Source organism: Dolomitihabitans soli (assembly GCF_022213955.1).
GTDB lineage: Bacteria > Actinomycetota > Actinomycetes > Streptosporangiales > Streptosporangiaceae > Streptosporangium_A > Streptosporangium_A soli.
Map to the genome: position 1 here is coordinate 296276 of NZ_JAKNTW010000009.1, position 23127 is coordinate 319402.

Annotated in this window: 22 protein-coding genes; 11 read left to right on the top strand and 11 right to left on the bottom strand. The window is 69.4% G+C overall.

The features are described 5' to 3' along the window. Nucleotides 1–369 precede the first annotated feature (369 nt). The gene (locus MBA17_RS21320) at nt 370–2247 is read left to right on the top strand and encodes an ABC transporter ATP-binding protein (RefSeq protein ID WP_238498275.1); all 1878 of its coding nucleotides are present in this window, start codon (nt 370–372) and stop codon (nt 2245–2247) included. A 110-nt stretch (nt 2248–2357) separates the two neighbouring features. Here MBA17_RS21320 and MBA17_RS21325 read toward each other — a convergent pair whose 3' ends face one another. Beyond that, nucleotides 2358–3149: an acetoacetate decarboxylase family protein gene (locus MBA17_RS21325; protein WP_238498276.1), complete on the bottom strand. Its 792-nt coding sequence runs from the start codon at nt 3147–3149 to the stop codon at nt 2358–2360. Between the two features lie 90 nt (nt 3150–3239). Here MBA17_RS21325 and MBA17_RS21330 point away from each other — a divergent pair, with 90 nt between their 5' ends. Further along, on the top strand, nt 3240–3797 hold the full coding sequence (locus MBA17_RS21330) for a TetR/AcrR family transcriptional regulator (protein ID WP_238498277.1): 558 nt from the start codon (nt 3240–3242) through the stop codon (nt 3795–3797). A gap of 179 nt (nt 3798–3976) precedes the next feature. Here the strand turns inward: MBA17_RS21330 and MBA17_RS21335 are convergent, their stop codons facing one another. Both MBA17_RS21335 and MBA17_RS21340 read right to left on the bottom strand, forming a co-directional pair. Next, complete coding sequence (locus tag MBA17_RS21335; RefSeq protein ID WP_238498278.1) at nt 3977–5224, bottom strand: MFS transporter; 1248 nt, start codon at nt 5222–5224, stop codon at nt 3977–3979. A 110-nt stretch (nt 5225–5334) separates the two neighbouring features. Continuing rightward, complete coding sequence (locus tag MBA17_RS21340; protein ID WP_238498279.1) at nt 5335–5751, bottom strand: cupin domain-containing protein; 417 nt, start codon at nt 5749–5751, stop codon at nt 5335–5337. A 61-nt stretch (nt 5752–5812) separates the two neighbouring features. On the opposite strand from MBA17_RS21340, the gene MBA17_RS21345 reads away from it, so the two are divergent. After that, nucleotides 5813–6283, top strand: coding sequence for a MarR family winged helix-turn-helix transcriptional regulator (locus MBA17_RS21345; protein ID WP_238498280.1), 471 nt, complete (start codon nt 5813–5815; stop codon nt 6281–6283). A gap of 181 nt (nt 6284–6464) precedes the next feature. On the opposite strand, the gene MBA17_RS21350 is transcribed toward MBA17_RS21345, so the two are convergent. The 7 genes from MBA17_RS21350 to MBA17_RS21380 form a co-directional block, all read right to left on the bottom strand. Continuing rightward, complete coding sequence (locus tag MBA17_RS21350) at nt 6465–6875, bottom strand: TIGR03668 family PPOX class F420-dependent oxidoreductase (RefSeq protein WP_238498281.1); 411 nt, start codon at nt 6873–6875, stop codon at nt 6465–6467. 80 nt (nt 6876–6955) lie between these two features. After that, nucleotides 6956–7963: a hypothetical protein gene (locus MBA17_RS21355; protein ID WP_238498282.1), complete on the bottom strand. Its 1008-nt coding sequence runs from the start codon at nt 7961–7963 to the stop codon at nt 6956–6958. Between the two features lie 55 nt (nt 7964–8018). After that, complete coding sequence (locus tag MBA17_RS21360) at nt 8019–8498, bottom strand: hypothetical protein (RefSeq protein WP_238498283.1); 480 nt, start codon at nt 8496–8498, stop codon at nt 8019–8021. A 312-nt stretch (nt 8499–8810) separates the two neighbouring features. Further along, nucleotides 8811–9101, bottom strand: coding sequence for a hypothetical protein (locus tag MBA17_RS21365; protein ID WP_238498284.1), 291 nt, complete (start codon nt 9099–9101; stop codon nt 8811–8813). 154 nt (nt 9102–9255) lie between these two features. Continuing rightward, a complete protein-coding gene (locus tag MBA17_RS21370; protein WP_238498285.1) occupies nt 9256–10305 on the bottom strand; it encodes an ABC transporter permease in 1050 nt (349 codons plus the stop codon). Further along, nucleotides 10302–10541 (bottom strand): ATP-binding cassette domain-containing protein, encoded by a 240-nt coding sequence (locus MBA17_RS50495; protein WP_238498286.1) that lies wholly within the window; start codon nt 10539–10541, stop codon nt 10302–10304. Before MBA17_RS50495 ends, MBA17_RS21370 begins: the two co-directional genes overlap by 4 nt. Further along, nucleotides 10538–10942: a GntR family transcriptional regulator gene (locus MBA17_RS21380; protein ID WP_238498287.1), complete on the bottom strand. Its 405-nt coding sequence runs from the start codon at nt 10940–10942 to the stop codon at nt 10538–10540. Before MBA17_RS21380 ends, MBA17_RS50495 begins: the two co-directional genes overlap by 4 nt. Nucleotides 10943–11411: 469 nt before the next feature. Between MBA17_RS21380 and MBA17_RS21385 the strand changes: the two genes are divergently transcribed. The 7 genes from MBA17_RS21385 to MBA17_RS21415 all read left to right on the top strand — a co-directional run bounded on the left by MBA17_RS21385 (nt 11412) and on the right by MBA17_RS21415 (nt 21370). Next, entirely contained in the window at nt 11412–11792 is a 381-nt protein-coding gene (locus MBA17_RS21385; RefSeq protein ID WP_238498288.1) for a DUF7144 family membrane protein, read from the top strand. Nucleotides 11793–11865: 73 nt separating this feature from the next. Then, on the top strand, nt 11866–12480 hold the full coding sequence (locus MBA17_RS21390; protein WP_238498289.1) for a GAP family protein: 615 nt from the start codon (nt 11866–11868) through the stop codon (nt 12478–12480). 54 nt (nt 12481–12534) lie between these two features. Next, nucleotides 12535–15618 (top strand): ATP-binding protein, encoded by a 3084-nt coding sequence (locus tag MBA17_RS21395; RefSeq protein ID WP_238498290.1) that lies wholly within the window; start codon nt 12535–12537, stop codon nt 15616–15618. 230 nt (nt 15619–15848) lie between these two features. Next, entirely contained in the window at nt 15849–17000 is a 1152-nt protein-coding gene (locus MBA17_RS21400; RefSeq protein WP_238498291.1) for a serine hydrolase domain-containing protein, read from the top strand. 39 nt (nt 17001–17039) lie between these two features. After that, nucleotides 17040–18479, top strand: coding sequence for a serine hydrolase domain-containing protein (locus tag MBA17_RS21405; protein ID WP_238498292.1), 1440 nt, complete (start codon nt 17040–17042; stop codon nt 18477–18479). Nucleotides 18480–18702: 223 nt separating this feature from the next. Beyond that, nucleotides 18703–20952 carry a hypothetical protein gene (locus MBA17_RS21410; protein ID WP_238498293.1) on the top strand — a complete coding sequence of 750 codons (2250 nt, stop codon included), beginning with the start codon at nt 18703–18705 and terminating at the stop codon, nt 20950–20952. A gap of 91 nt (nt 20953–21043) precedes the next feature. Next, nucleotides 21044–21370, top strand: coding sequence for a cupin domain-containing protein (locus MBA17_RS21415; RefSeq protein ID WP_238498294.1), 327 nt, complete (start codon nt 21044–21046; stop codon nt 21368–21370). 159 nt (nt 21371–21529) lie between these two features. Here MBA17_RS21415 and MBA17_RS21420 read toward each other — a convergent pair whose 3' ends face one another. Continuing rightward, nucleotides 21530–22393 (bottom strand): NAD(P)-dependent oxidoreductase, encoded by an 864-nt coding sequence (locus MBA17_RS21420; RefSeq protein WP_238498295.1) that lies wholly within the window; start codon nt 22391–22393, stop codon nt 21530–21532. A gap of 96 nt (nt 22394–22489) precedes the next feature. On the opposite strand from MBA17_RS21420, the gene MBA17_RS21425 reads away from it, so the two are divergent. Continuing rightward, nucleotides 22490–23071 (top strand): TetR/AcrR family transcriptional regulator, encoded by a 582-nt coding sequence (locus MBA17_RS21425; RefSeq protein WP_238498296.1) that lies wholly within the window; start codon nt 22490–22492, stop codon nt 23069–23071. Nucleotides 23072–23127 lie beyond the last annotated feature (56 nt).

Genomic DNA, 23127 nt, shown 5'->3' on the forward strand with positions numbered 1-23127 from the left:
GGTGGTGTGCGGGGGCGGGGTGGTGGCCGGTGGCTGGGGACGGGAGAAATCCGAAGAAGGTTTGTGCTCGCGGTGCTTTGGAGAGCCCGCCGTTCACTGTGCGTTCGCCATCGGTTCCCCTTTGTCGAGGGTTTCATGCATCAATGAGAAGGCAAATCGGCCCGGGTTTCTGCTTTCGTTGGGCGGCTCTCCGAAGAACCCCTGGCCGCCCCGAACCACTCACCTTCTCTTCGACTTGTCAAGGGCGTAGTTTGGCGAAAGAACTCTCCCACCAGCTCACCAGGCGTTTAAACAGTTGACCTCAACATGACTTGAGGTCGTATCGTCACCTCGTGTGGCCGAGCCGCCGACCCGATGACGAGGTGTGAGATGGACATGGAAGTGACTGCGTGGAACTCGCTGTACCACGCGATGCACGCGCAACAGGACCGGCGGCCCTTCAGTAAGGCCACCCTGCTGCGGATAGCCCGGTTCGCCCGGCCGCACCGCGCGATGCTGTGGAAGTTCCTGCTGCTCAGCGTGGTGATGGCGGTCCTGGCCGTGGCGACGCCCGTGTTGGCCGGCCGGGTGGTCGACGCGATCGTCGCCGGGGCCGCGTTCGACGTCGTGGCGGGACTCGCGGGGATCATCGCGGTCATCGCGCTGGCGGAGGCCGGGCTCGGGCTGCTGACCCGCTGGCTGTCCGCGAGCCTCGGCGAGGGGCTGATCCTCGACCTGCGCACGGCGGTGTTCGACCACGTGCAGCGGATGCCGATCGCGTTCTTCACCAGGACGCGGACCGGCGCGCTGGTCAGCCGGTTGAACAACGACGTGATCGGCGCGCAGCGGGCCTTCAGCGACACCCTGTCCGGGGTGGTGAGCAACATCGTGATGCTCGGCCTCACCCTGGTCGTGATGGTGCAGATCTCCTGGCAGATCACCCTGCTCGCGCTCGTCCTGCTGCCGATCTTCGTGTTCCCCGCCCGGCGGATGGGCACCAGGCTGGCCCGGCTGGAGCGGGAGGCCGCCAACCACAACGCCACGATGAGCACCCAGATGACCGAGCGGTTCTCCGCGCCGGGGGCGACCCTGGTGAAGCTGTTCGGCCGTCCGAAGCGGGAGTCGGCGGAGTTCGCCGCGCGGGCGCGCCGGGTGCGTGACATCGGCGTGCGCACGGCGATGGTGCAGTCGGTGTTCATCACCGCGCTCACGCTCGTCTCGGCGCTGGCCCTCGCCCTCGTCTACGGCCTCGGCGGCTTCTACGCGCTGCGCGGGCAGCTCGACCCCGGGGCCGTGGTGACGCTGGCGTTCCTGCTCACCCGCCTCTACGCGCCGCTGACCTCGCTGGCCAGCGCCCGGGTGGAGGTCATGAGCGCGCTGGTGAGCTTCGAGCGGGTCTTCGAGATCCTCGACCTGAAGCCGCTGATCACCGAGAAGGAGGACGCGAAGCGGGTGCCGGACGGCCCGGTGTCGGTGGAGCTCGACGGAGTCAGGTTCGGCTACCCGTCGGCGGACAAGGTGTCACTCGCGTCGCTGGAGGAGGTGGCGCAACTCGACAGCCGCGGCGGCGTCGAGGTGCTGCACGAGGTGTCCTTCACCGCCGAACCCGGCCAGATGGTGGCGCTGGTCGGCTCGTCGGGCGCGGGCAAGTCGACGATCGCCCAGCTCGTCCCCAGGCTCTACGACGTCGAGGCCGGCGCCGTACGGCTGGCGGGGGTGGACGTGCGCGACCTGTCCGCCGACTCGGTGCGCGAGACGCTCGGCATGGTGACCCAGGACGGCCATCTGTTCCACGAGTCCATCCGCGACAACCTGCTGCTCGCCCGGCCGGAGGCGGACGAGGAGGCCCTCTGGGAGGTGTTGCGCCGGGCGAGGCTCGACACGCTCATCGCGTCGCTGCCCGACGGCCTCGACACCGTCGTCGGCGAGCGCGGCTACCGGCTCTCCGGCGGCGAACGCCAGCGGCTGACGATCGCGCGGCTGCTGCTGGCCCAGCCGCGAGTGGTGATCCTCGACGAGGCCACCGCGCACCTCGACTCCACCTCCGAGGCCGCCGTGCAGGAGGCGCTGGGGGAGGCCCTGGCCGGCCGTACCGCCGTGGTGATCGCGCACCGGCTGTCCACCGTCAGGGCGGCCGACCTCATCCTGGTGATCGAGGACGGCCGGGTCGTCGAGCGCGGCACCCACACCGAGCTGATCGCGGCGGGCGGCCGGTACGAGGAGCTTTACCGCACCCAGTTCGACCAGCCCGTTACCGCCCAGACCTGACGATTCACCACCAGCCGGTGGATCCAGTCGTGCACCGGAAGGGTCGGTCATGCGGACCCTTTCGGTGCACGACTCCTGCGTACCGGCCCATGAGGCCGGGCGGACGGCGATCAGTGGTCGAGGATGTGCAGGTCGTTGACCGTGTAGGACAGCGAGGCGCGAAAGCCCATGCCGGTGCGTACGGGAGCCAGGTCGGCGAGTTCCTCACCGCGGGCGGGAAGGAAGGTCAGCTCGCCGGCCCCGACCCAGGCGTTGTCGACGCGCAGGTCGTCGAACACGGCCATCACCAACTCGTGTACGGCGGGCTTGTCGTGCAGGCCGGCGCTGAGGCGGGGGAAGTGGCGCAGGTTGACCGTGGGGCGGGTCATCAGGGATGCCGCGTCGGGAACGGGCTGGTCCAGGGTGACGAGGGCCTCGGCGATGTGTTGCCCGGCGGTCGAGGCGGTGGCGGCGAACCGGCCGCCGGGGCCGACCTGCGGCGTGGCCGGTCCTGACGTGGCGAAGGCCCTGGTCTGGTGCACGGCTCCGAGCTTCTTGGGAAAGCCCTGGATCCATCCGCGGGCCAGCGCCGAGTCGTTGTCGACGTAGATGTACGGGCACCAGGAGACGGGTGTGTCCTGCCACAGCGCGTCGATGAGGACCATGAATTCGCGGTACTGGCTGCGTACCGGGTCGAGGTAGCCCTCGTCAGCGGCGGAGAACTGCCAGTCGATGAACATGGCGGTGCCGTGGCCGGGCGCGGACGGATCCGGGCTCAGGCCCGGCGGCAGGGTGGCGGTCGCGGCCTCGGGAGTGGTCCAGAACTCCACCCCGATCACGTCGCCGGCGTAGTGCCAGGGGGGCGCGGGGGCCAGGCCGGCCTCGCCGCGCGGGGACAGGGGCAGGGTGTAGCCGTGCAGCATGATTGGCTCCGAATGGGACGATACGTTTCGTTTCGTTTCGAGCGTAGCGCAGGTTGCCGAGAAATGAAACGGGTCGTATCGTTTCGTTTCATGAGCGACGAGACCCCGGGCCCGCGCGGAGCCGCCCGCATCCACCAGGCCGCCCGCGAGGTCCTGGCCGGGCGCGGTTATTCCGCGCTCACCATGGAGGCGGTCGCGGCCGCCGCGGGCGTGGGCAAGTCGACCATCTACCGGTGGTGGCCGAACAAGGAGGCACTGCTGGCCGACGCGCTGGCCGAGGTGTTCAAGGGCGAGGAGATTCCCGACCTCGGCGACACCCGAGCCGAACTGCGCCGGGCCGTGGACATGACCATGGACAACTACGCCGACGCCGGCCTGGCCATCGCGCTGCCCGCGCTGGCCGCCGACCTGGCCCGGCACCCCGAACTGCTGGCCCGGTTCCGCGAGGTGTTCCTGTGGCGCAAGCGCGGCAACATCGCCGCCGCGCTGCACCGCGGCGTCGACCGCGGCGACCTGCCCGCCACCCTCGACACTGACCTGATCCAGGACCTGTGGGCGGGCACCATCATGTACCGCAGGCTCATGACCGGCGGACCGCTGGACGACGACCTGGCCGAGCGCCTGGTCCAGCTCGCCTTCAAGGTCTAGGCGGCGTCGCGCTGCTTAGTGCGGTGTCCAGTAACGTTCACCGGCTCCAGGAGCCGTGATCGCCGAGGCCGGAGCCGCTTGGACCCCGGCGAAGGTTTGTGGACACCGCATTAGGTGACGTCGCGCTGCTCAGGTGACGTCGCGCTCAGGACTGATCACTGGCTCTGGGCGCCGAACCGTCACCGGGCCTCCTTCAGATCCAGTTCGGTCGTCCGCCGGGCGGTCGCCCGGTAGAGGAGGGTGCCGATCACGACGGCGAGCGGGAAGACCGTGGCGACGAGGATGCCGGCGCGTAGCCCCGAACCGCCGTCGCCGGGCAGCACGGCGGCCAGGCCGATGACGTCGGCGGTGTCGGCGACTGCTCCCGCCACCCAGGGGCCGATCGCGCCGCCCGCGTCGCCGAAGACGGCCAGCACGCCGAACATGGCCGCGCCGCCGAACGGGAAACGCCCGGCGGCCAGGCTGAAGGTGCCCGGCCACAGCAGGCTGACGGCCAGGCCGCACAGCGCGCACCCGACGAGGCTGACCAGCGGCTCGGTCGACAGGCTGGCGACCAGGTAACAGACCGTCGCCAGGGTGCCGCAGAACACCATCGCGGGCACCAGGGGAATCCGCTCCCCCCACAGGCCGTAGACGATCCTGCCGATGCCCATGAGCACCGCGAACAGGCACGGCCCGGCCAGATCCCCCCACACCTTGGAGACGCCCAGCCCTTCCTCGGCGAACAGCGAGGACCACTGCGACATGGTCAGCTCGGCGGCTCCCGCGGCCAGCATCAACACGAGGGCCATGGCGAAGGCGGGAACGCCGAACAGGTTCCGCAGCGACGTGCGGTGCTCGTCGGGGACGGTCGGCGGCAGCGGCACCCGCAGGAACGCGAACACGTTGACCAGGGGCACGATCGCCCAGGTCAGCGGCAGAATCCACCAGGCGTCCTGGCCGATCCCCGCCAGCAGCACCGTGCTGCCCGCGACCACGGCGACCTGCCCCCAGCAGTAGAAGGAGTGCAGCAGGCTCATCGCCGCGGCCTTGCCCTCCTGCGGGCTGGGCAGCGCGTCCACGACCGGGCTGACCAGCACTTCGAGCAGCCCGCCGCCGACCGCGTAGACGATGATCGCCACACACAGGCCGACGTACGGCGAGGGCAGTACGGCAGGCGCCACCGCCAGGAGCACCAGCCCGGTCACCGAGAGGACGTGCGCGACCACCAGCGGGACGCGGTAGCCGATCCGGTCGGCGAACCTGACCGCCACGATGTCGGTGATCAGCTGGGTGGCGAAGTTCAGCAGCACCAGCCGGCCGAGCATCTCCAGTGGCACGTCGAAGCGGGTCTGGAAAACGATGAACAGGAGGGGGGCCAGGTTGTTGACGATGGCCTGGGTGACGAGCCCGGTGTAACAGGCACGCCGGGTGTGGTCGAAGGTCACCGACCATAGTGTGACATGTCAGGTTATTGGGGCTTATTTAGCTTTCCAGGGTGGTGCTCGTTGGGTTCGCCCGCTGCGAGCCGTACTGTCCGGATGGGCCCCTGTCGTGGTCAGGCCACCCAGGGCGGCACGATGCGCGCGGCGTCCTTGGGGGCGAGCTCGCCCGCGTCGGCGGCCGAGACGCCGCCCGGGTTGTAGACCTCGCTGGTCCCGGGGCCGGTGACGATGGCGGAGAAACCGGTCAGCGGGTCGGAGAACATCTGGCGGGGGACGTCGGCGGGCATCACGACGGTGTCGCCCGTGGTGAGCGTGAACCGGTCGCCGCCCAGCTCGACGACCGCGCTGCCGGTCAGCAGGGTCCACACCTGCTCGCTGTCGCAGGCGTGCAGCGGACCCTCCCTGCCGGGCGCGAAATCCACGCGCCACAGGGACTGGGACGCGCCGCCCTGGGTGGGAGAGGCGAGGGTGGTCATCACGCCGTTGGGCGTCTCGGTCCGGCGCGCCTCGGTGGAATGGGTGACGGACATGTCGATGATCTCCTAGACTTGGTCAACGTTGTTGTCTATATAGTTAACCAGGTTGTCTATCGTGTCAAGTGACATCCCCGGCTTCGAGCTCCCGCTCCGGCTGTTCCTCGGTTTCCGCGTCATCATCGACGAGCTGCACGAAGAGCTCGCCCGACAGGGACACCCCCACGTCCGGCCGATGTACGGCTTCGCCATGCAGGCCATCGGCGCCCACGGCACCACCGCCGTCGACCTGGGCCGCCGGCTGGGCGTGTCCAAGCAGGCGGCGGGCAAGACGATCGAGACCCTCGAACGCCTCGGCTACGTCGAACGGGCACGAGATCCGCACGACACCCGGAAGAAGATCGTGCGGCTGACCGAGCGGGGGATCGACTCCCTGACGCGGTCGGCGCACATCTTCGAGGACCTGCGGGCCCGCTGGGCGCGGACGCTGGGAGAGGACCGCCTGCGCGCGATGGAGGAGGACCTGCGCACGATGACCCCGACCGACGCCTTCCGGCTCGACATGCCCGGCTGGTTCGGCGGCCTGTGACACCGACTGCGGCGCGGTCTGTGGCGCGGTCTGTGGCGCGGTCTGTGGCGCGGTCGGGGGCGTGGCGTGGCGTGGCGTGGTCTGTGCGTGGCGGTGGCGTGGTTTGTGGCGTTAAGCGGTCTGTGACGCGGTCACGGCCCGGTCGGTGGGGTGGCGGGGCCCGTGGCGGGGTCTGGGGCTCTCAGTCGCCCGAGTACGACCAGCTGGACCAGCGGGTGATCTCGATGGTGATCATCGGCCCGGCCGGTGGGCGCTCGCCGTACTGCGGATATTTCGCGGCGAGCAGTGCCACGGCCGGTCCGGCGGGGCCCTCGGTGACGGTCGCCTCGCCGTCCGCCCTGACCCACCACAGCGTGGCCCAGTCGTCGTCGTAGTGGTCGACCAGGGCGCAGACCCTGGGGTTCTCCCGGATGTCGCGGATCCGGCGCAGGTCGGTCGTCGTCTTGGGCTTGTGGTCGACGGCGAGCAGGATCCGGTCCCCGTCGAGCGCGAACGTCACCGGCACCAGATGCGGCACGCCGTTCCCGCCGGCCGTCGCCAGCCTGGCGACCCGGGCCCCGGCGAACCTCCGGCGGGCGAGAGCCTCCTCCATGTCTCTCAGCGTAGGTCGCGCCGTCCCCGGCCGACCAGGCGGAATGTGACGATGGCATTAGAACTGCATGACAGAAGTCGTCAAGAGGCGTGTACCCAGCGCAGTTTTCCTGCGGTGGTCAGGAGTGCCAGCGCGCCGTCGGCGGTGTAGGCGGCAGAGGCGGTGCCCGGGTGCGTGGCCACCGAGCGGCCGGATCCGTCGACCACCTCGGCCGTCCCGCCGTAGGTGATCACGAAGGTTGCGCCGGAGGGATGGGCGCGGATCTGCGCCTCGTCGGCGATCTCGCGTGTCCACGTCTGCTTGCCGAGGGGGTCGACACCTCGGATGCCGGTGAACCGCCTGTCCTTGCCGTCCTTCCAGTGGGCGTACACGACCAGGCCCTTCGTCCCGGCGGCGCATCCGGCGACGGCTTCGAGGCTGGTGGTGATCGGCACTGGCTTGCCCGAGGGGGTCAGCAGGTAGGCGCGTTCCCCCGTGACCACCGCAGTGGTGCCCGACGTACAGATCGCCCTGGCCGGTTCACCGATCGTGTTGCGGGAGGTCTCGCGCCAGCCCCGCCGATCGTGCCGGAACCACAGCACCTGCTTCCCGGTGGACGCGACCGCGATCGTCCTGGACGCGTCCTCCGCCCAGGAGAAGCCGCTGTCCACCGGGATGCGCTTCTCCTTGCCCTTTGGCCGGATCAGCCGCAGCCTGCCCTTTTCCGAGCCGTCGCTCTCGACGATCACCGCGTCGGAGGCATCACGTGCCGTCAACACCCGCTTGATCGGGGCATCGGACTTCGCGAACGCGCCGGAGAGGGAACGCGGCTCAGGATCGGGGCCCTCTGCCGCACCGGAGAACACGGGGTCGGGGCAGCGCGCCTGGCAGACCACGTCGGCACCCTCGGAGTAGGCCGCTGTGTCCCGCCAGACCTCCCTGCCCGCCCGGTCCAGCCCGTAGAACGCCTCGCCCCGGTTGTCGGCCACCACGGCGCCCTCCGCGGACACGGCCACGATCGCCGGCGGTCGCGCGTCGGGCTCCGGCTGAGCGGTCGCGGTGCTGCAGCCGGTCAGGAACACCAGCAGGGCGAGCACGGCTCGGGACATCACAGATGCCTCTCCTAGGCGAGTGAGGGTGCCGCGGCACCCCCGTCACGTGGCGTCAGGCCTTGTTGGTGGTGCAGACACTCCGCGGGTCGATGCCGGAAACGTCGAAGGTGAACTTGGCGTCGACGTGCCACCTCTTCTTGTAGGCCACGTTCCTGTAGGGCTTCTTGGAGTGCCAGCCTGGCTTGATGTCGTCTCCGGAGTTCCACTCCCACAGCGTCTTGTCGGCCCGATCGGGCAGGGACTCGCGAATCCTCAATCTGACATTGCTCTTCTTTCCGAGCTTCCGGCCGTTCTCGGTGCCCAGGAAGTAGTCGATCTTGTCGACATGGTCAACTTTAGAGTTGCTGTCCGGCGTGTAGAAAACCCTGAGGACCCCGTAGTACTCGTAGTCGGTGTCGTCGTCTGCGCACTTGCTGTCGTTGAGCTCCCGCTGCCCACTGGTTGCCGAGGCCGAGACGGTGGCCGCCGGGATGATCGACAACGCCAGCCCCAGAGCTCCGAAGATCGCGGCCTTCCGCAGGATGCTTGCCATTTGCACTGTGCCCTCTCGTGTCGAGGATGATTCGGTTGCGAACAAAGGGCAAATATAGGGAGGTACGGTATATTCGCGGTATGTTCCCGTTCGGCCGTAACGGCGACCAGCCACGCACACCACCCGGCCGTGTCCCTGGACAGACCCCGGCCACGACTGGGAGTCCCACGGCGCAGCCGTACCCATGGAGAGAGCGCAAGCGGCCGAACCCCGGAGCACGACCTGAGCGGTACGGCCGGCCCTCGCCGACCTGGCCAACGAATGCGGCGCAGGGTTAACGCCGGGTAGGGATAACGCGGCGCAAGGGTTACGTCAGCAGCCGAGACCGCTCAGCAGGCCGATGCTCGGGGTCAGGGTGACCTGATCGCAGCCATACGTGCCGGCGTACCCGCCCGAGGTGATCGTGACCGACCCGGCTCCCGATCCCGCCCCCGTGCAGCCGTTGCCGATGATGATGTAGCCCACCAGATCGGACATGAGGAGCCGGGACCCGCCGGCGCAGGTATAGGTGCCGGCGTGCGCGGCCGTGGCGGGCAGCAGTGCCCCGGCCAGCGCGGCGACGGTGACGACGGCGAGGGCGAGGCGTTTGGCCGAGGGGGTCATGCGTGGCCCTATCGCGTGAAGGGATGAGAATTCACTACTTACCCAGCGCTAAGCCGCATCCGCCAACGATGTCCACTTCTGGACTGCCAGGGTGCGAATCCGAGGCCGCCGAGCATGAGGACGGCGAGCCCGGCGGTCGCGGTTCTGAGGGCGGTCATGACAGGCGTCTCCGGATCCACCAGAAGGACAGGAGCGTGAGGCCGAGGGTGAACAGGGCGTAGATCCCGGTCTCCATCCACTGGAACGGCCAGAAGCGTTCAAGGGGCTGGTAGGTCGCCTGCTGCCGATAGCCGAGCCGGTTGATCTCGACCGTGCATCCGCCCATGCCCCGCGGTCCCATCGGTGCGCAGGGTCCCGACGTGGTGGAGACCTGGACGGTGCCGGGTTCGCCGCTGCCGGCGATCGTGCGCCCGGACGGGTCGAGCAGGTTGCTGGACAGGACCCAGGCGCCAGCGTGGTCGGGAACGGCCGACTCCAGCACGATGCTCGCAGTTCCGCCTTCGTCCCGTGACACGTAGAACCCGTCCACGTTCGCCTGGCTGAGCTCGAAGGTTGCGGTGATCGGGGGCATCAGGTGGGGCCGGACCAGCAGCGGCATGGCGAGCTGGATCGCGGCGAAGGCGGCCAGGGTGAGGGCCATGGCGGGCAGCGTGCGGCGCACCAGCATGCCCACGGTGATGCCCAGGACGAAGGCGAAGGCCGCATATCCCATCGGGGCGATGCCGCGCGCGCCGAACACCAGGGGAGCCATCAGGGCGAGGCTTTCAGCGGCCGACTTGTCCAGGGGGTCGGACCACCAGGTCACCATGAGGCCGCACAGGCCGGCGAAGGCCATGGCCGTCAAGCCGGTGAGTCCGAGCTTGACCGCCAGCCAGCGGCCGCGGGTGACGCTCTGGTTCCACACCATCAGGTGCGTGCCCGCCTCCAGCTCGCGGGTGATCAACGGTGCTCCCCAGAAGAGCCCGACAAGAGCGGGCAGGAGCAGCACGACGAGGCTGACGGCCATGAAGGGGGTCTGGTACTCGTCGAAGAATTGGTCGTAGAAGCGGTCGCAGGTGTTGTCCTGGGTACAGGCGGCGATCCCGGCGGAGTAGTCGGCGGCCAAGCCGGGGCCGGTCAGGGCCAGGGCGACGGCGAGGAGGACGAGCAGGGCAGCCATCATCGCCGCCGAGCCGCGGAACTGGCGCCAGGTCAGCCAGATCATCGCTGCACCTCCAGGGCGACTCGCCGGTCGGCGGTGTGCTTGTCCATGTAGGCCAGGGCTAGGTCCTGGGCGACGAAGCCGACCTTGGCCGGCTTCAGCAGCGTGGTCTTGCCGGCTCCGTTGGGACCCACCAGCCCGACGACGTGCCCTGCCGGGATGTCGATGGTGCACTCGCGTGGCGTCCAGCGTTTGCCGTACTTCTTGCCCAGTCCCTGGGCCTGCAGGACAGCGTTCACGCTATGTCCTCCTGAGCGGTGGTCCGAAAGGTGGTCATGAAGAGGGCCTCGATGCTTTCGTCGTCGAGGCCGGCCCGGCGGGCCTTGGCCAGCCAGCGCTGCAGGTCCAGCCGCAGCGGGCCGTGCGCGGCCAGCGAGGCGTCGGTCAGTGTCTTCGTCACGAACGTCCCGACGCCCGGCCGGGCGGAAGCCAGGCCCTCGTGCTCGAGCTCCCGGTAGGCCTTGAGCACCGTGTTGGGGTTGATCGCCAACCGCGCCACCACCTCCTTCACGGTCGGCAGCTGGTCGCCTTCGCGGAGCATGCCGAGCCGCAGCGCGTGTCGGACCTGCTGGACCAGCTGGAGGTACGGCGACACGCCCGACCTGCCGTCCAGATGGAACTCGATCACCGGCTGCTCCATTTATCTAGCCTGCTAGCACTTTAGAGTCACAGATGTTAAAGGATCATAAGGATCGCTGTCTCGGTATCACCCGGGCATCCGAGGCGCGGGAGCGTTGCGTTCGGTGCGGAACACCGGTCTGCGGATGCTTCAAATAGGGGTAACGACCTATTTGTGCATCTTTGGGGATATATGCGAAGGATGTGGAGGGGCTCGGGTAAGGGAGAGGGAAGGGCGGGGGAACCGCCGAATCCCGGACAACGCGCGGACGGTCGATGGAGATGAGACCGCGGACACGGACGACCTCGGGAGCGCCGGACCGTGCGGAGGGGAACCGACCATGACAGACCCACGCTACGGGCGGACACAGCAAGGGCCCCGGGATCAGACCTCGGCGACGGTGCCCCAGGCGCGTCAAGGGATGGAACCGGCACAGCCGGCGCAGCCGACGCAGGCTGAGGAGCCCCGGCCCACGGGCTGGATAGGCTGGGTGATCTTCGCCGGTATCACGATGCTGGTCCTGGGATGCTTCCAGGCATTGATGGGCCTGGTAGGCGTCTTCAACACCGACTTCTACCTCGTCACCGCCAATGACCTGGCGATCCCGGTCAACTACACGGCCTGGGGATGGGCGCATCTGATCATGGGTGTGGTCGTCGCCCTCGCGGGTGCCGCCGTCCTGGCGGGCAGGACGTGGGGGCGCGTGGTGGGTATCGTTCTCGCCGCCATCCAGGCACTCGTGAACTTCGCCTGGTTGCCCGCCTACCCGCTCTGGTCGATCATCATCATCGCCGTCGATGTGCTCGTGATCTACGCGCTGGCCGTACACGGCAGGGAGATGAGCACGTTCGGCAGAAGCGGCGCCCGGTAGGCGTCGCGGTTGCGCCGGATGCGAGGCGGAGAGCCTGGTTCTCCGCCTCGACGGTTATGGCGGGAAGGTACCGATGAGTCTGCAGGTGCTGCCACTGGCCGTCACCATGATGGCGGGTCCGCAGATCATGTCGGCGATCATCCTCGTCACCCACCGGTACGCGGTGCGGGTCTCACTCGCCTATCTGGCAGGCGTAGCGGTCGCCGCGGTCACCGGAACGGCGCTGGCGCACGGGTTCGCCGGCGCCGTCTCGCTGGGCGATCCCCACGACAAGGGGTCTCTCGGTAAGATCATCCAGTTCGTTCTGGTCGGTCTGCTGGTGGTCGTGGCGATCAAGAACTATCTGGGGCGGGAGACCTCCGAGCCGCCCAAATGGCTCGGCACGCTGCTGGAGGCGGGCACGGGCAAGGCCTTCATCACCGGTCTGTTGCTGGTGCTGCTGATGCCCACCGACATCATGGCGATGCTGACCGTCGGCGTGAACCTGGCGCAGAGCGGTTCCCCGCTGAGCGCGGCGATACCGTTCCTCCTGGCGACCCTGCTGATCGCCGCCCTGCCGCTGCTGAGCTACCTGCTGTTCCGGCGGCGGGCCACGGTCGTGATGCCCAAGGTCCGGGACTGGATGGGATCCCACGGCTGGCTGATCAACATCGTCGTCTGCGTCATCTTCGTCTTCCTCATCCTGTGACCCGTCGATTCCCGCGCCCCCTAGTCTGAGACGGGTTTTGGGAAGGGGGCAGCCGTGCGGGTAGCGGTGCTCGGGCCGATCCAGGTGCACGCCGATGACGGGACCCCGATCGATATCGGCGGCGCCAGGCTCCGGGCACTACTCGCGCGGCTTGCCCTTTCGGTGGGCCAGGTCGTGCAGGCGGAGTCGCTGGTCGATGCCCTGTGGGGGGAGCACCCGCCCGCAGGGGCCGCCAAGGCGCTGCACGCCCTGGTATACCGGCTGCGCAGGGCTCTGGGCAGCGGGGCGATCGAGTCCGTGGCCACGGGCTATCGGCTGCGGGTGCGGGCCGAGGAGGTGGACGCCAACCGGTTCGAGGATCTCGCCGCCCGCGGTCATCGAGAACTCGCCGCCGACCGTCCCGACCGGGCCGCCGCACATCTCGGCGAAGCGCTCGCGCTTTGGCGGGGTCCTGCGCTGGCGGACGCGCTCGACGCCCCGTTCTCCGGTACGGCTGCCGCCCGGCTGGAGGAACTGCGCATCGCGGCGGCGGAGGACCGGTTCGACGCCGGACTGCGGTTGGGCCACCATGCCGACATCCTCGCCGACCTGGAGGCGGTCGCCGCCGAGCACCCCCTGCGCGAACGGCTCGCCGCCCTGCGCATGCGTGCCCTGCACGCCGCGGGTCGCCAATCCGATGCCCTGAGGGTGTTCGGACAGGTTCGCAGCACCCTCGCCGACCAGCTCGGCATCGACCCCTCCGAAGAGCTGCGGGCCGTCCATCTGGCGGTGCTGCGCGGTGAGCGAGAGGTGCCGCGGGCACGGACGGAGCCGGAGCCCGGTCGGCTACCCGCCTCGCTGACCAGCTTCATCGGCCGCGACGACGAACTCGGATTGCTCAGCGGACTGGTGGAGACCTTCCGCCTGGTCACCGTCGTCGGCCCTGGCGGTGCCGGCAAGACCAGGCTCGCTCTCGAAGCCGCGTCCCGCCACCGCACCCACCGCCGCGGTCGCGTCTGGCTCGTTTCGCTGGCCGGAACCGACGTCGTGACCGAGGCCGTGCTGGGCGCGCTGAGCTCCCCGGGCACGCGGCCGTTCGGCGGCGGGTCGGCAGAGCCGGTGGATCGGGTGGCCGAGCTGCTCGGCGGCGCCGAAGCCGTGCTGGTGCTGGACAACTGCGAGCATCTCGTGGCGGCGGCGGCCGAGTTCGCCGGCCGACTGCTGGAGCGCCAGCCGTACCTGACGATCCTGGCCACCAGCAGAGAACCCCTCAACATCGTCGGCGAGGCGATCTGCCGGCTCGGCCCGCTCCCTCAACCGGCCGCCATCCGGCTCTTCACCGACCGGGCGACGGCCGTACGCCCCGGCATCACGCTTGACGATGAGCCCGTCATCGACATCGTGCGGCGTCTCGACGGGCTCCCGCTCGCCCTGGAACTGGCCGCCGCCCGGCTCCGCACCATGGACGCCGATCAGCTCGCGCAGCGGCTGGACGACCGATTCCGCCTCCTGGCCTCGGGCAATCGGAGCGCCCAGCCCCGCCAGCAAACCCTGCACGCCGTCATCGACTGGAGCTGGGATCTCCTCGCCGACGAGGAAAGGACCCTGGCCCGCCGTATCTCGGTGTTCCCCGCTCGTACCGGCGCCGCCGCCATCGAAGCGATCTGTTCCGACCGGACGCTACCGCCGGGGGACATCGCCTACGTGCTCGACTCCCTGGTCGACAAGTCCATCGTGGAGCGGACCGCGGGCGGCTACCGGATGCTGGAGACCATCCGGGCCTACGCCGCCGGAAAACTCGACCTCGCCGGCGAACGGGAGACGACGCGGGATCGGTTCACGCGTCACTTCGCCGACCTCGCCGAGGAACACGAACCGCTGATGCGCTCCCATGAGCAGGAAAAGTCGCTGCGGCTGTTCGACGCCGAATACGACAACCTCGTCTACGCACTGCGCACGGCCATCGACGATCACGACGCCACGACCGCCGCCCGGATCCTCGCCACGCTGCACTGGTACTGGCGGATGGCGCGCTACGAACCGCGGGGCGAGGCGTTCGTGGCCAGGGTGCTGGAATTCGGCGAAGAGCTTCCCCCCGACGCCCGAGCCGCCTTCGAGGTCCTGCACGTATCGGGGGACGATGAGCCGGCCGTCACGTGCGACCGAGTGAGGGCCCTCATCGAGGAGTGCGCGCGTACCGGCGCCCTGGAACGCCACCCCACCCTGTTGATGACGACGCTCATCATGGGGTACGCCGCCGGCCTGGACGGGTTGGTCGAACGCGAGATGGCCCGGGTGCGGAGCCGTTCCGACTCCTGGGCCATCGCCTGCACCTTCTTCGTGGAGGTGCTCATCGGTAACGAGCGCGGCGACTGGGAAGCGGCCGCGACGGCGTTGGAGAGGGCGTTCCACTCGTTCGAGGCGACCGGCGACGGGCTGTGCACGGCGCTGGTACTGACCATGGTGGCGCAGTCTCGCTCCTTTCGCGGCGACCACGACGGAGCGATCGCCGCCTACGAGCGCAGCGTCGCGCTGACCCCCCAGCATGAGATCACCCATCGGATCGGGCTCGCCGTGGAACGGATGCGGGCGGGAGATCCGGCCGGTGCCCGGCGGGACATCGAGATCGCCGAACGGGCGGCCTGGGAGAGTGGGCGGCAACCGCAGCAGCTTGAGGTCATGGCCGCTCGGGTGGAGTTGTACCGCCGCGCCGGCGAGGTGGGACGGGCCGATCAAGAACTCGATCGGGCCCGGCGAGTCGCCCACGAGAGCCTTCTTCTCCCACTCAACGCGATCAATGGCTTCGTGCTCCGTGTCCGGATGGCGAACCTGCTGACGGCCGGAGATGCGAAACGGGCCCGCGACCTCCTTCCCGACATCGTCCGAACAGCGGCCGCGCAGCGTGACCTGGCCCTCGAAGCTCAGCAGCTGGCCAGGTTGCTCTATCTCGAGGGCGAACCGGGCGGCGCCGCCACCGCGCTCGGCATGAGCCAGGCGGTCCGTGGCACCTTCGACCACGGTGATCCTGAGCTTCGCGAGCTCGCCGCCTCCTTGGCCGAACGGCTCGGATCGGCTGAATACGACAGGGCATATCAACGGGGCGCGCAAGTGCCCCGGCAGGACGTCATCGACCGGCTGACCGAAATGGCGTCGCTGTGAGGCGGTGCCTCCCTCGTACGGCCGAGCGGGTTCGGCGCGCCTCCCGGTCCGGGGAGTAATCACCGCTGGTAGACGCGGTCTATCACCGTGCTGTCACCCGCTTGTCAGCGCCGCGCCCCAGCGTGGGAGGCGAAATCCCGGCCCTTGCCGAGCTCGCCGTCGTCGCAGGAGCGACGGGCGAACCGCTCGGTCTGGAGTCTGGGCGGTTCTCATCCACCAGGAGTGCACCAATGACCAGTTCCGCGAACGCCAGGCACGTGCGAGTGCAGGAGGTGCTGGACCGGGCGGTGGCCGAGCAGAGCGCTCCCGGCGTCGTCGCCGAGGTCCAGGACGAGAACGGCACCTGGTTCGGCTCGGCCGGGGTGGCCGACCTCGAGACCGGCCGCCGCCGCGAACCCGGGGAGCAATTCCACGCCGGCAGCATCGGCAAGGCGTTCACCGCCGCCGCGATGCTGACGCTGGAGGCCGAGGGCAGGCTGAGCCTCGACGACACGGTGGACACCTGGCTGCCCGGCGTGGTCGGCGGCAACGGCAACGACGGCAGCAAGATCACCATCAGGCAGCTGCTCACCCACACCAGCGGCCTGGGGATCACCGGCCTCAGCGTCGAGGTGGTGCGCCAGTATCACACCCGGGCCGGGTTCGCCGAGCACCGCTACGACGTCCGGACCGTCGACGAGCTGCTGAAGCTCCAGATGGCCATTCCGCCGATGTACGCGCCGGGTGAGGACTTCGCCTACGCCAACGGCGGCTACCACATCGCCGGAGCGATCATTGAGAAGGTGACCGGCCGGAGCTATGAGGACGAAATCGACCGGACGGTCATCCAGCCGCTCGGGCTGACCACCTCCTATGCGCGGACCTTCGCCGAGCGGCGGTACCGGGGGCCGCACACCAAGGCCTACTCGAAGATGTACATCAGGGACGGCGTCGACCCGGAGAGCCTCACGCCCGACAACTACCTGTCGCTCCTGGCGGGCCCCGAAGACGATCCGGTCGACGTCACGGACAGGACCATTCCCACGTGGGCCGCCGGTGGCGTCGTTTCGACCACCAGCGACCTGCTCCGGCTCCTGCGCGCGCTGATCACCGGCTCCCTGCTGCCGCCCGCGCAGCATCGCACGATGTGGAGCACCGTCCCCACCAGGGACTGGATCCCCAACGCCCGGTACGGCACCGGGGTGGCCCAATGGGCGCTGGCCGACGGCCGCATGCTCCACGTCGTGGCTGGAGTGGAGGGAGGCACCGTCAGCGTGGCCCTGGGCACTCCCGACAGCGGGCTCATCGTCGCCATGCATCTCAACGGTGACTGGAACTGGTACCCCGTCTGCGACCAGATCGTCGAGGCGGCGTTCGGCTCATCCTTGCTCCCGCCTCAGTAGCGCAGTCGAAGCTGATCAATTGCCCAGAGAAGGACAACAATGACGAAACTCGACACACTGGCGGACTGGCTCGGCGAACGACTCCCCGAACTGATCGCCGAGCACCGCGTGCCAGGGGCGGTCATCGGCGTGTACGCGAACGGGGAACACCTGGAACGCGCGGCAGGCGTGCTCAATACCCGCACCGGTGTTCCGGTGACCACCGATTCGCTGTTCCAGATCGGTTCCATCACCAAGGTCTGGACGGCCACCTTGGCACTGCAACTGGTCGAGGACGGGAAACTCGACCTCGACCTGCCCGTCCGCGCCTACCTGCCGGAATTCCGGCTGGCGGACGAGTCCGCGGCCGCGCTGATCACCACCCGCCACCTGCTGTGCCACACCGCGGGGTTCGAGGGAGACACGGTCACCGACACCGGTCGCGGCGACGACGCCATCGCCCGGTACGTCGAGCTGCTCGACAAGGCATCCCAGCTCTTCGAACCGGGCGAACTGTTCTCCTACAACAACGCCGGATTCGTCGTGATCGGCCGGATCGTCGAAATCCTGCGCGGCAAGCCGTACATCCAGTGCCTGCGCGAACACCTCATCCAGCCGCTGGAACTCGCGCACACCGCCACCGACGCGGCGGAAGCCATCCTGCATCGGGCCGCGGTCGGCCACTTCCCGTCAGGAACCGAAGCTCCGCCCCAACCGGCCGGAGTCTGGGCACTGCCCCGTTCCCTCGCGCCCGCAGGCTCCGCACTGACGATGAGCGCACGCGACCTGCTCACCTTCGCCCGCAGCCAGCTGCCCGGCGGCGGGGACGGCGGGGACGGTGGTGGCGTGCTCGGCGCCGAGGCCGTCCACGCCATGCGGACCGAGAACGTGCGAATCCCCTTCCCCTTCACCGGCCACGGCGACGCGTGGGCACTCGGCTGGGAGATCTTCCACGTCGGCGGGCACACCATCTATGGCCACAACGGCGACACCATCGGCCAATCCGCGTTCCTGCGACTCATCCCCGAACAGGACATCGCGGTCGCGCTGCTCACCAACGGCGGCCAGGGCGTACCCCTGCACCACGAACTCCTCCGCCACGTGCTGCGCGAACTCGCCGGCATCGAACTGCCCGAGCTGCCTGCCCCGAGCCCCGGCCCCATCGACGCGAGCCGCTACCTCGGCAGCTACGGCGACTCGACCGCGGACATCACCATCAGCCAAGACGACAGCGGCGCCATCTGGGCCGAACACGTCCCCATCGGGGAGTTCGCCGGTTTCGCCCCACCGCAACGTTTCCAGCTCCTGCCCTACCAGGGCGACACCCTGGTCACCGCCCAGCCGAACCAGGGCATCCACCGCACGCAGACCTTCGTCGGCGACGACGGTCACGGCAAGGCACGTTTCCTGCACCTCGGCCGCGCCGTACCCCGGCGGTCCGACGCACCCCGGCCACCTGCCCCGATCCTCGGCGACGGCTCCCGTACGGCCGGGCAGTAGCTCGTACCGAGGAACCATCTCGGTCCGCAGGTCTGCAAGGCAGGTGGTGCGCCCGTACGGCGAGCTGCTCTGGCCGGCCGGCTTCGCGGAGATGACCCGTGCTGTGTGTTTGGCGCTACGCTCCGAAGGTGATCAGGTGCAGGCGGTGGACGGTGGATGTGCCTGGCGAGCTGATGAGCGGGGCCGTGCCCTGGTTCTCGTGGACTGATGGGAAACGGTGCGCGTGACCATGCTCGATGAGGCGGCCATGCTGCAGGCCTACGCGGCGGGCCAGGTCCTGCGGCCGCAGGACGGTGCGGAACTCGTCGTCGAGGCGAGCCTGGTGCGAGCGCTGTGTCGGCGGGGGCGCGAGGAGATCGACCCGCGCGGGCCGGCGATCGAGGGCGCCAGAATCGTGGGCGACCTCGACCTGAGCGGGATGGAGATCCCCTTTCCCCTCCGTTTCTACGGCTGCGTGTTCGAGCAGCCCGTCAACCTGGACGGCGCGGACCTGCATCTGCTCGTGTTGGACGGCTGCGAGATTCCCGGTGTCCTGGCCAACGGGCTGCGGGTCCGCCGCGACCTGGATCTGTCCCGGTCGCGTATCACCGGTGATCTGTGGACCTCGGCCAGCACCTCCTGCAGCGCGGCTGTCTGGCTGTGCGAGTCGGAGATCGGCGGGCGCCTGCTCTGCCTGGATACGGTCATCGACTCCGCGATGCGTGCGGTTCAGGCCGACCGGATGCGGGTCGGCGGCACCATCCGGCTGCTGCACGGGTTCGAGGCCCGCGGGGGGATGCGGCTGCTGGGCGTTCAGGTGGCGGGTTCGCTGGACCTGACCGGCGCCCAGCTGACCCGCCCCGACCGCGGGCAGGCCCTGGACCTGGGCGACGCACAGATCGGCGGCAGCGTCTTCCTCATCGAGGACCAGTCGGGCCGCCGCCCTTTGATCCGTGGCCGCGTCGACCTGGGCAACGCCCGGATCTCCGGCAAGTTCCTGATCCGTAATGCCACATTCGAGCCCACCGAGGCGGTCAGCGGCGTCGGGTACTCCAGCAGGCACAGCGCCGGGACCGCGGTCAGCGCGCCGGGGCTCTTCGTCGGGGGAGACCTCACCGTCGACGGCGAGTGCCGGATCGGTGGCGGCGTGGATCTTTCCATGGGGTCGTTCAGCACCGTCCGCATCCACAAGGGATGTGCGTTCACGGTCGGCGGCGGGCGAGCCCTCGATCTGACCAACGCCGAACTGCGCTCCAGCCTCCTGGTGGAGGACGACGTGGAGGTCCAGGGCACGCTGCGGCTGACAGGGACCCACATCAAAGGCGACCTCACCCTCCAGGGAACCCGATGGAGCCAGCCGGAGAGAGACTCGCTCATCGACGCACAGGGCGTGATCGTCGACAGCGGGGTGAACCTGCGGGATGTCGAGGCCACCGGTGGCGGCTTCCGGTTTCGGTCCGCGACGATCGGCGGCATCCTGGACGCTCACCGCGCCCGGCTGCGCAACCCGGGCGGTGAGGCGTTCTCGCTGCACCGGGCGGTGGTACGGGGGTCGATACTGCTCTCCGGAGGATTCGCTGCCGAGGGCCGGGTGCGGCTGAACCGGTGCGCGGTCGAGGGACGGCTCGACTGCGAGGGCGGTACCTTCGCCGGCGGGATCGAGGCGGGGTCGGCCATGGCACGCGGTGGCATGCGCCTGCGCTGGGCCGAGGTCCCGCCGTCGGTGGATCTGACCGGCGCGTCCACCACGGTGCTCGCCGACGACCCGGCCAGATGGCCACGCGACTCGGCGATCGCGGGCTTCGTCTACGACCGGTTCGAGGGCGAGTGGGACTGGCGTGCTCGTCGTGACTGGCTGCGCGGGATGGCGCCCTTCGACGCCGGTCCCTACGAGCAGGCGGCCCGGGTGTTCCGCCAGCATGGACACCCGGTGGAGGCCGAGTCGCTGCTCATCGAGCAACGCCGGCAGGCCAGGAGGGTGCCGTCGGCAGATGGCCGCTCACCGCGCCGGCTGGTCAGGAACGCCGTCGACGTGGTCTACGGGCTCACCGTCGGTTACGGTTACCGGCCCGGCCGGGTGCTGTGGCTGCTGGGGGCGTTACTCGCGCTGGTGGGTGCCCTGGTGCTGAGTCCCGCGGTCCAGGAGACCTTGCGGGCGACGGACCCGCGCGGGAACGTCTACGCGATGGACGGCAGGCTGGTCACCGTGGATGACGTCGTGGCTCCAGGGGACGGCACCGCGACCACCGCGAGCCGCGCCGCCAGTCCCGGGCCGTGCGGGGACGGGCAGGTGCGCTGCTTCGACCCGCTGTTCTACACGGTGGACACCGTCGTCCCGCTCCTCACGCTGGGTCAGCGCGCGACGTGGTATCCCGAGACACGCACTCCCGTGGGGGCGCTGGCCTCCGCGCTGCTGAACGTGGCCAGCCTGCTGGGCTGGCTGCTCTCGACGGTTGTGGTGCTCTCCTTCGCCCGGCTGGCCAGACCCGCATGAGAAGCCCTGCGACGAGAACGTCAACTCATCGCCCCGCCACGGTGATGACCACCGGCGAGGCGCTGTCCATGCTGGTGGTTAGGCTGCCTCCATGCAGCTGATCAAGAACTCCGGGACGTACGCCGCCCCCGGCGCGGCACCCGGCGACTACGTCGAACACATCCGCAGCGACCGGCTCTCGGCCGGCACCTACCTGATCCCCGCCGGCGGAGTCGATGATCAGACGCCCCACCGAGAAGACGAGATCTACCTGGTCACCGCAGGCAGGGCCCGGGTGGTCACCGACTCCGGTGCGGCCGCGGTCGGGCCCGGCGATCTCATCTTCGTGCCGGCCGGGGAGGCCCACCGGTTCGTCGACATCGTCGAGGACCTGGCCCTGCTGGTGTTCTTCGCGCCCGCGTACACCGGCCGCACCTGAACCGGACGGCCTGCGTCCCGTTCCCACGCCCGTGGAATCTGCGTGCATTCGATCAGGCAGCCGGGCGGGAGGTTGCCATGGGGGTGGCAGCGGCTCAAATACGGTGCCGGTCGGGTAGCTGCCGCCGAGCCATCCGCCGGCCGGGCGGGCCGTACTCGACTACTGCTTCAGCACCTGGATCAGGCTGGTGAGGCTGTCCTTGCCGTGGCCGGCGGCGATGCCGCGGCGGAAGACGTCCAGGACGGCGGCCGGCAGGGAGCCGTCCACGCCGGACGTACGCGCGGTGTGCAGGACGTGTTCCAGGCTGGCCGCGCCCATGGTCAGGGTGTCCACGTCGCCTTCATGGTTGCCGGCGTCGATGCGGGGAGCGTAGAACTCCAGGAAGTATCGGAGGTCAACGGTCTTCACGGCGTGCGGCAGGAACTCCTCCGCCGTGATGCCGTTGGCCGCTGCCACCGCCTGGCCGTGCAGGTAGCCCACCAGGGACGTCCAGAACATGTCCATCCCGATCTGGTAGTACAGCGCCGCCAGACCCGGGTCCTCGCCCAGGTAGTCGATGCCGGTCAGCACCTCCAGGGCCGCCCGGTGGGCCTCGACCGCGTCCTTGGGACCGCTGTAGTACGTCATGGCTCCAGGAGTGCCGATGCCCGGCGGCGGCACCTGCACGCCACCGGTGATCTGCACGGCGCCGTGCCGCGCCAGCCACTCCGCCGCCTGCCGGCCCTTCTCGGGAGTGTCGGAGGTGAGGTTGGCCACGGTACGGCCGGCCAAGGCGCTGGGGGCCTGCTCCAGGATGGCGTACACCGCGTCGTAGTCGGTCAGGCTCAGTACGACCAGGTCGTTGGCCGTCAGGGCGGCCTCGACGGTAGGTGCGCGGTGCGCGCCGCGCGCCACCAAGTGGTCGGCTTTGCCCGGAGTGCGGTTCCACACGGTGACCTCGTAGCCGCGCTCCAGATAAGCGGCGGCCATCGCCTGACCCATCGGGCCCAGGCCGATCATCGTCACGGAAGGTGTGGCGGTCATGGTGTCTCCTTCGACAGCTCTAAAACGAACGCTCTATCTAGACGTGAGACCGTAACACATCCCTAGAACGAACGCTCTATTCACTATGCTGTCGTCATGAGCACCACGCAGGAGTACGGCACGCGGGAACGGATCGTCCGGGCCACATCCCGGTTGATGCAGCAGCAGGGATTCGCGGCGACCGGCCTCAAACAGATCTCCCGGGAGGCCCAGGCCACTCTCGGCTCGGTCTACCACTTCTTCCCCGGCGGCAAGACCGAACTGGCGGTCGAGGCCATCCGGCACGGGGACCGTGAGTTCGCCGAGCTCCTGCGCGACGTGCTGGAGCGCGTGGACGACCCGGCCGCGGCGATCGCCGGATGCGCCCGCGACCTGGCCGCGGGCCTGCGCGAGTCCGGCTGGCTCGACGGCTGCCCCATCACCACCACCGCGCTGGAGAGCGCCGGGCGCGTGCCGGACATCCAGCGCGCCGCCGAGCAGGCCTTCCAGAACTGGCGAGCCCTGGTCCACGACAAGCTCCGCCGATCCGGCTTCCCCGAGGACGTCGCGCACGATCTGGCCCACACGGTGATCAACACGCTGGAGGGGGCGGAGATGTCCGCCCAGGTGTCACAGAGCGAAGCACCCCTGGAGATCGCCGGCAGGCACCTCGCACGGCTCATCGACTCCTACCGGTGACAGGCCCCTCCGCGGCATGTCATCACCGGCTTCCGCGTGGATTGAGGCCCCTGGAC

Bases quoted from the DNA above. Each gene is read 5' to 3' on its own strand.
- MBA17_RS21330 (WP_238498277.1), top strand. From the start codon at position 3,240: ATGAGCGACGAGACCCCGGGCCCGCGCGGAGCCGCCCGCATCCACCAG.
- MBA17_RS21390 (WP_238498289.1), top strand. From the start codon at position 11,866: ATGAGTCTGCAGGTGCTGCCACTGGCCGTCACCATGATGGCGGGTCCG.
- MBA17_RS21370 (WP_238498285.1), bottom strand. From the start codon at position 10,305: ATGATCTGGCTGACCTGGCGCCAGTTCCGCGGCTCGGCGGCGATGATG.
- MBA17_RS21365 (WP_238498284.1), bottom strand. From the start codon at position 9,101: ATGACCCCCTCGGCCAAACGCCTCGCCCTCGCCGTCGTCACCGTCGCC.
- MBA17_RS21325 (WP_238498276.1), bottom strand. From the start codon at position 3,149: ATGCTGCACGGCTACACCCTGCCCCTGTCCCCGCGCGGCGAGGCCGGC.
- MBA17_RS21420 (WP_238498295.1), bottom strand. From the start codon at position 22,393: ATGACCGCCACACCTTCCGTGACGATGATCGGCCTGGGCCCGATGGGT.
- MBA17_RS21405 (WP_238498292.1), top strand. From the start codon at position 17,040: ATGACGAAACTCGACACACTGGCGGACTGGCTCGGCGAACGACTCCCC.
- MBA17_RS21380 (WP_238498287.1), bottom strand. From the start codon at position 10,942: ATGGAGCAGCCGGTGATCGAGTTCCATCTGGACGGCAGGTCGGGCGTG.
- MBA17_RS21340 (WP_238498279.1), bottom strand. From the start codon at position 5,751: ATGTCCGTCACCCATTCCACCGAGGCGCGCCGGACCGAGACGCCCAAC.
- MBA17_RS21425 (WP_238498296.1), top strand. From the start codon at position 22,490: ATGAGCACCACGCAGGAGTACGGCACGCGGGAACGGATCGTCCGGGCC.
- MBA17_RS21350 (WP_238498281.1), bottom strand. From the start codon at position 6,875: ATGGAGGAGGCTCTCGCCCGCCGGAGGTTCGCCGGGGCCCGGGTCGCC.
- MBA17_RS21400 (WP_238498291.1), top strand. From the start codon at position 15,849: ATGACCAGTTCCGCGAACGCCAGGCACGTGCGAGTGCAGGAGGTGCTG.
- MBA17_RS21320 (WP_238498275.1), top strand. From the start codon at position 370: ATGGACATGGAAGTGACTGCGTGGAACTCGCTGTACCACGCGATGCAC.
- MBA17_RS21415 (WP_238498294.1), top strand. From the start codon at position 21,044: ATGCAGCTGATCAAGAACTCCGGGACGTACGCCGCCCCCGGCGCGGCA.
- MBA17_RS21360 (WP_238498283.1), bottom strand. From the start codon at position 8,498: ATGGCAAGCATCCTGCGGAAGGCCGCGATCTTCGGAGCTCTGGGGCTG.
- MBA17_RS21355 (WP_238498282.1), bottom strand. From the start codon at position 7,963: ATGTCCCGAGCCGTGCTCGCCCTGCTGGTGTTCCTGACCGGCTGCAGC.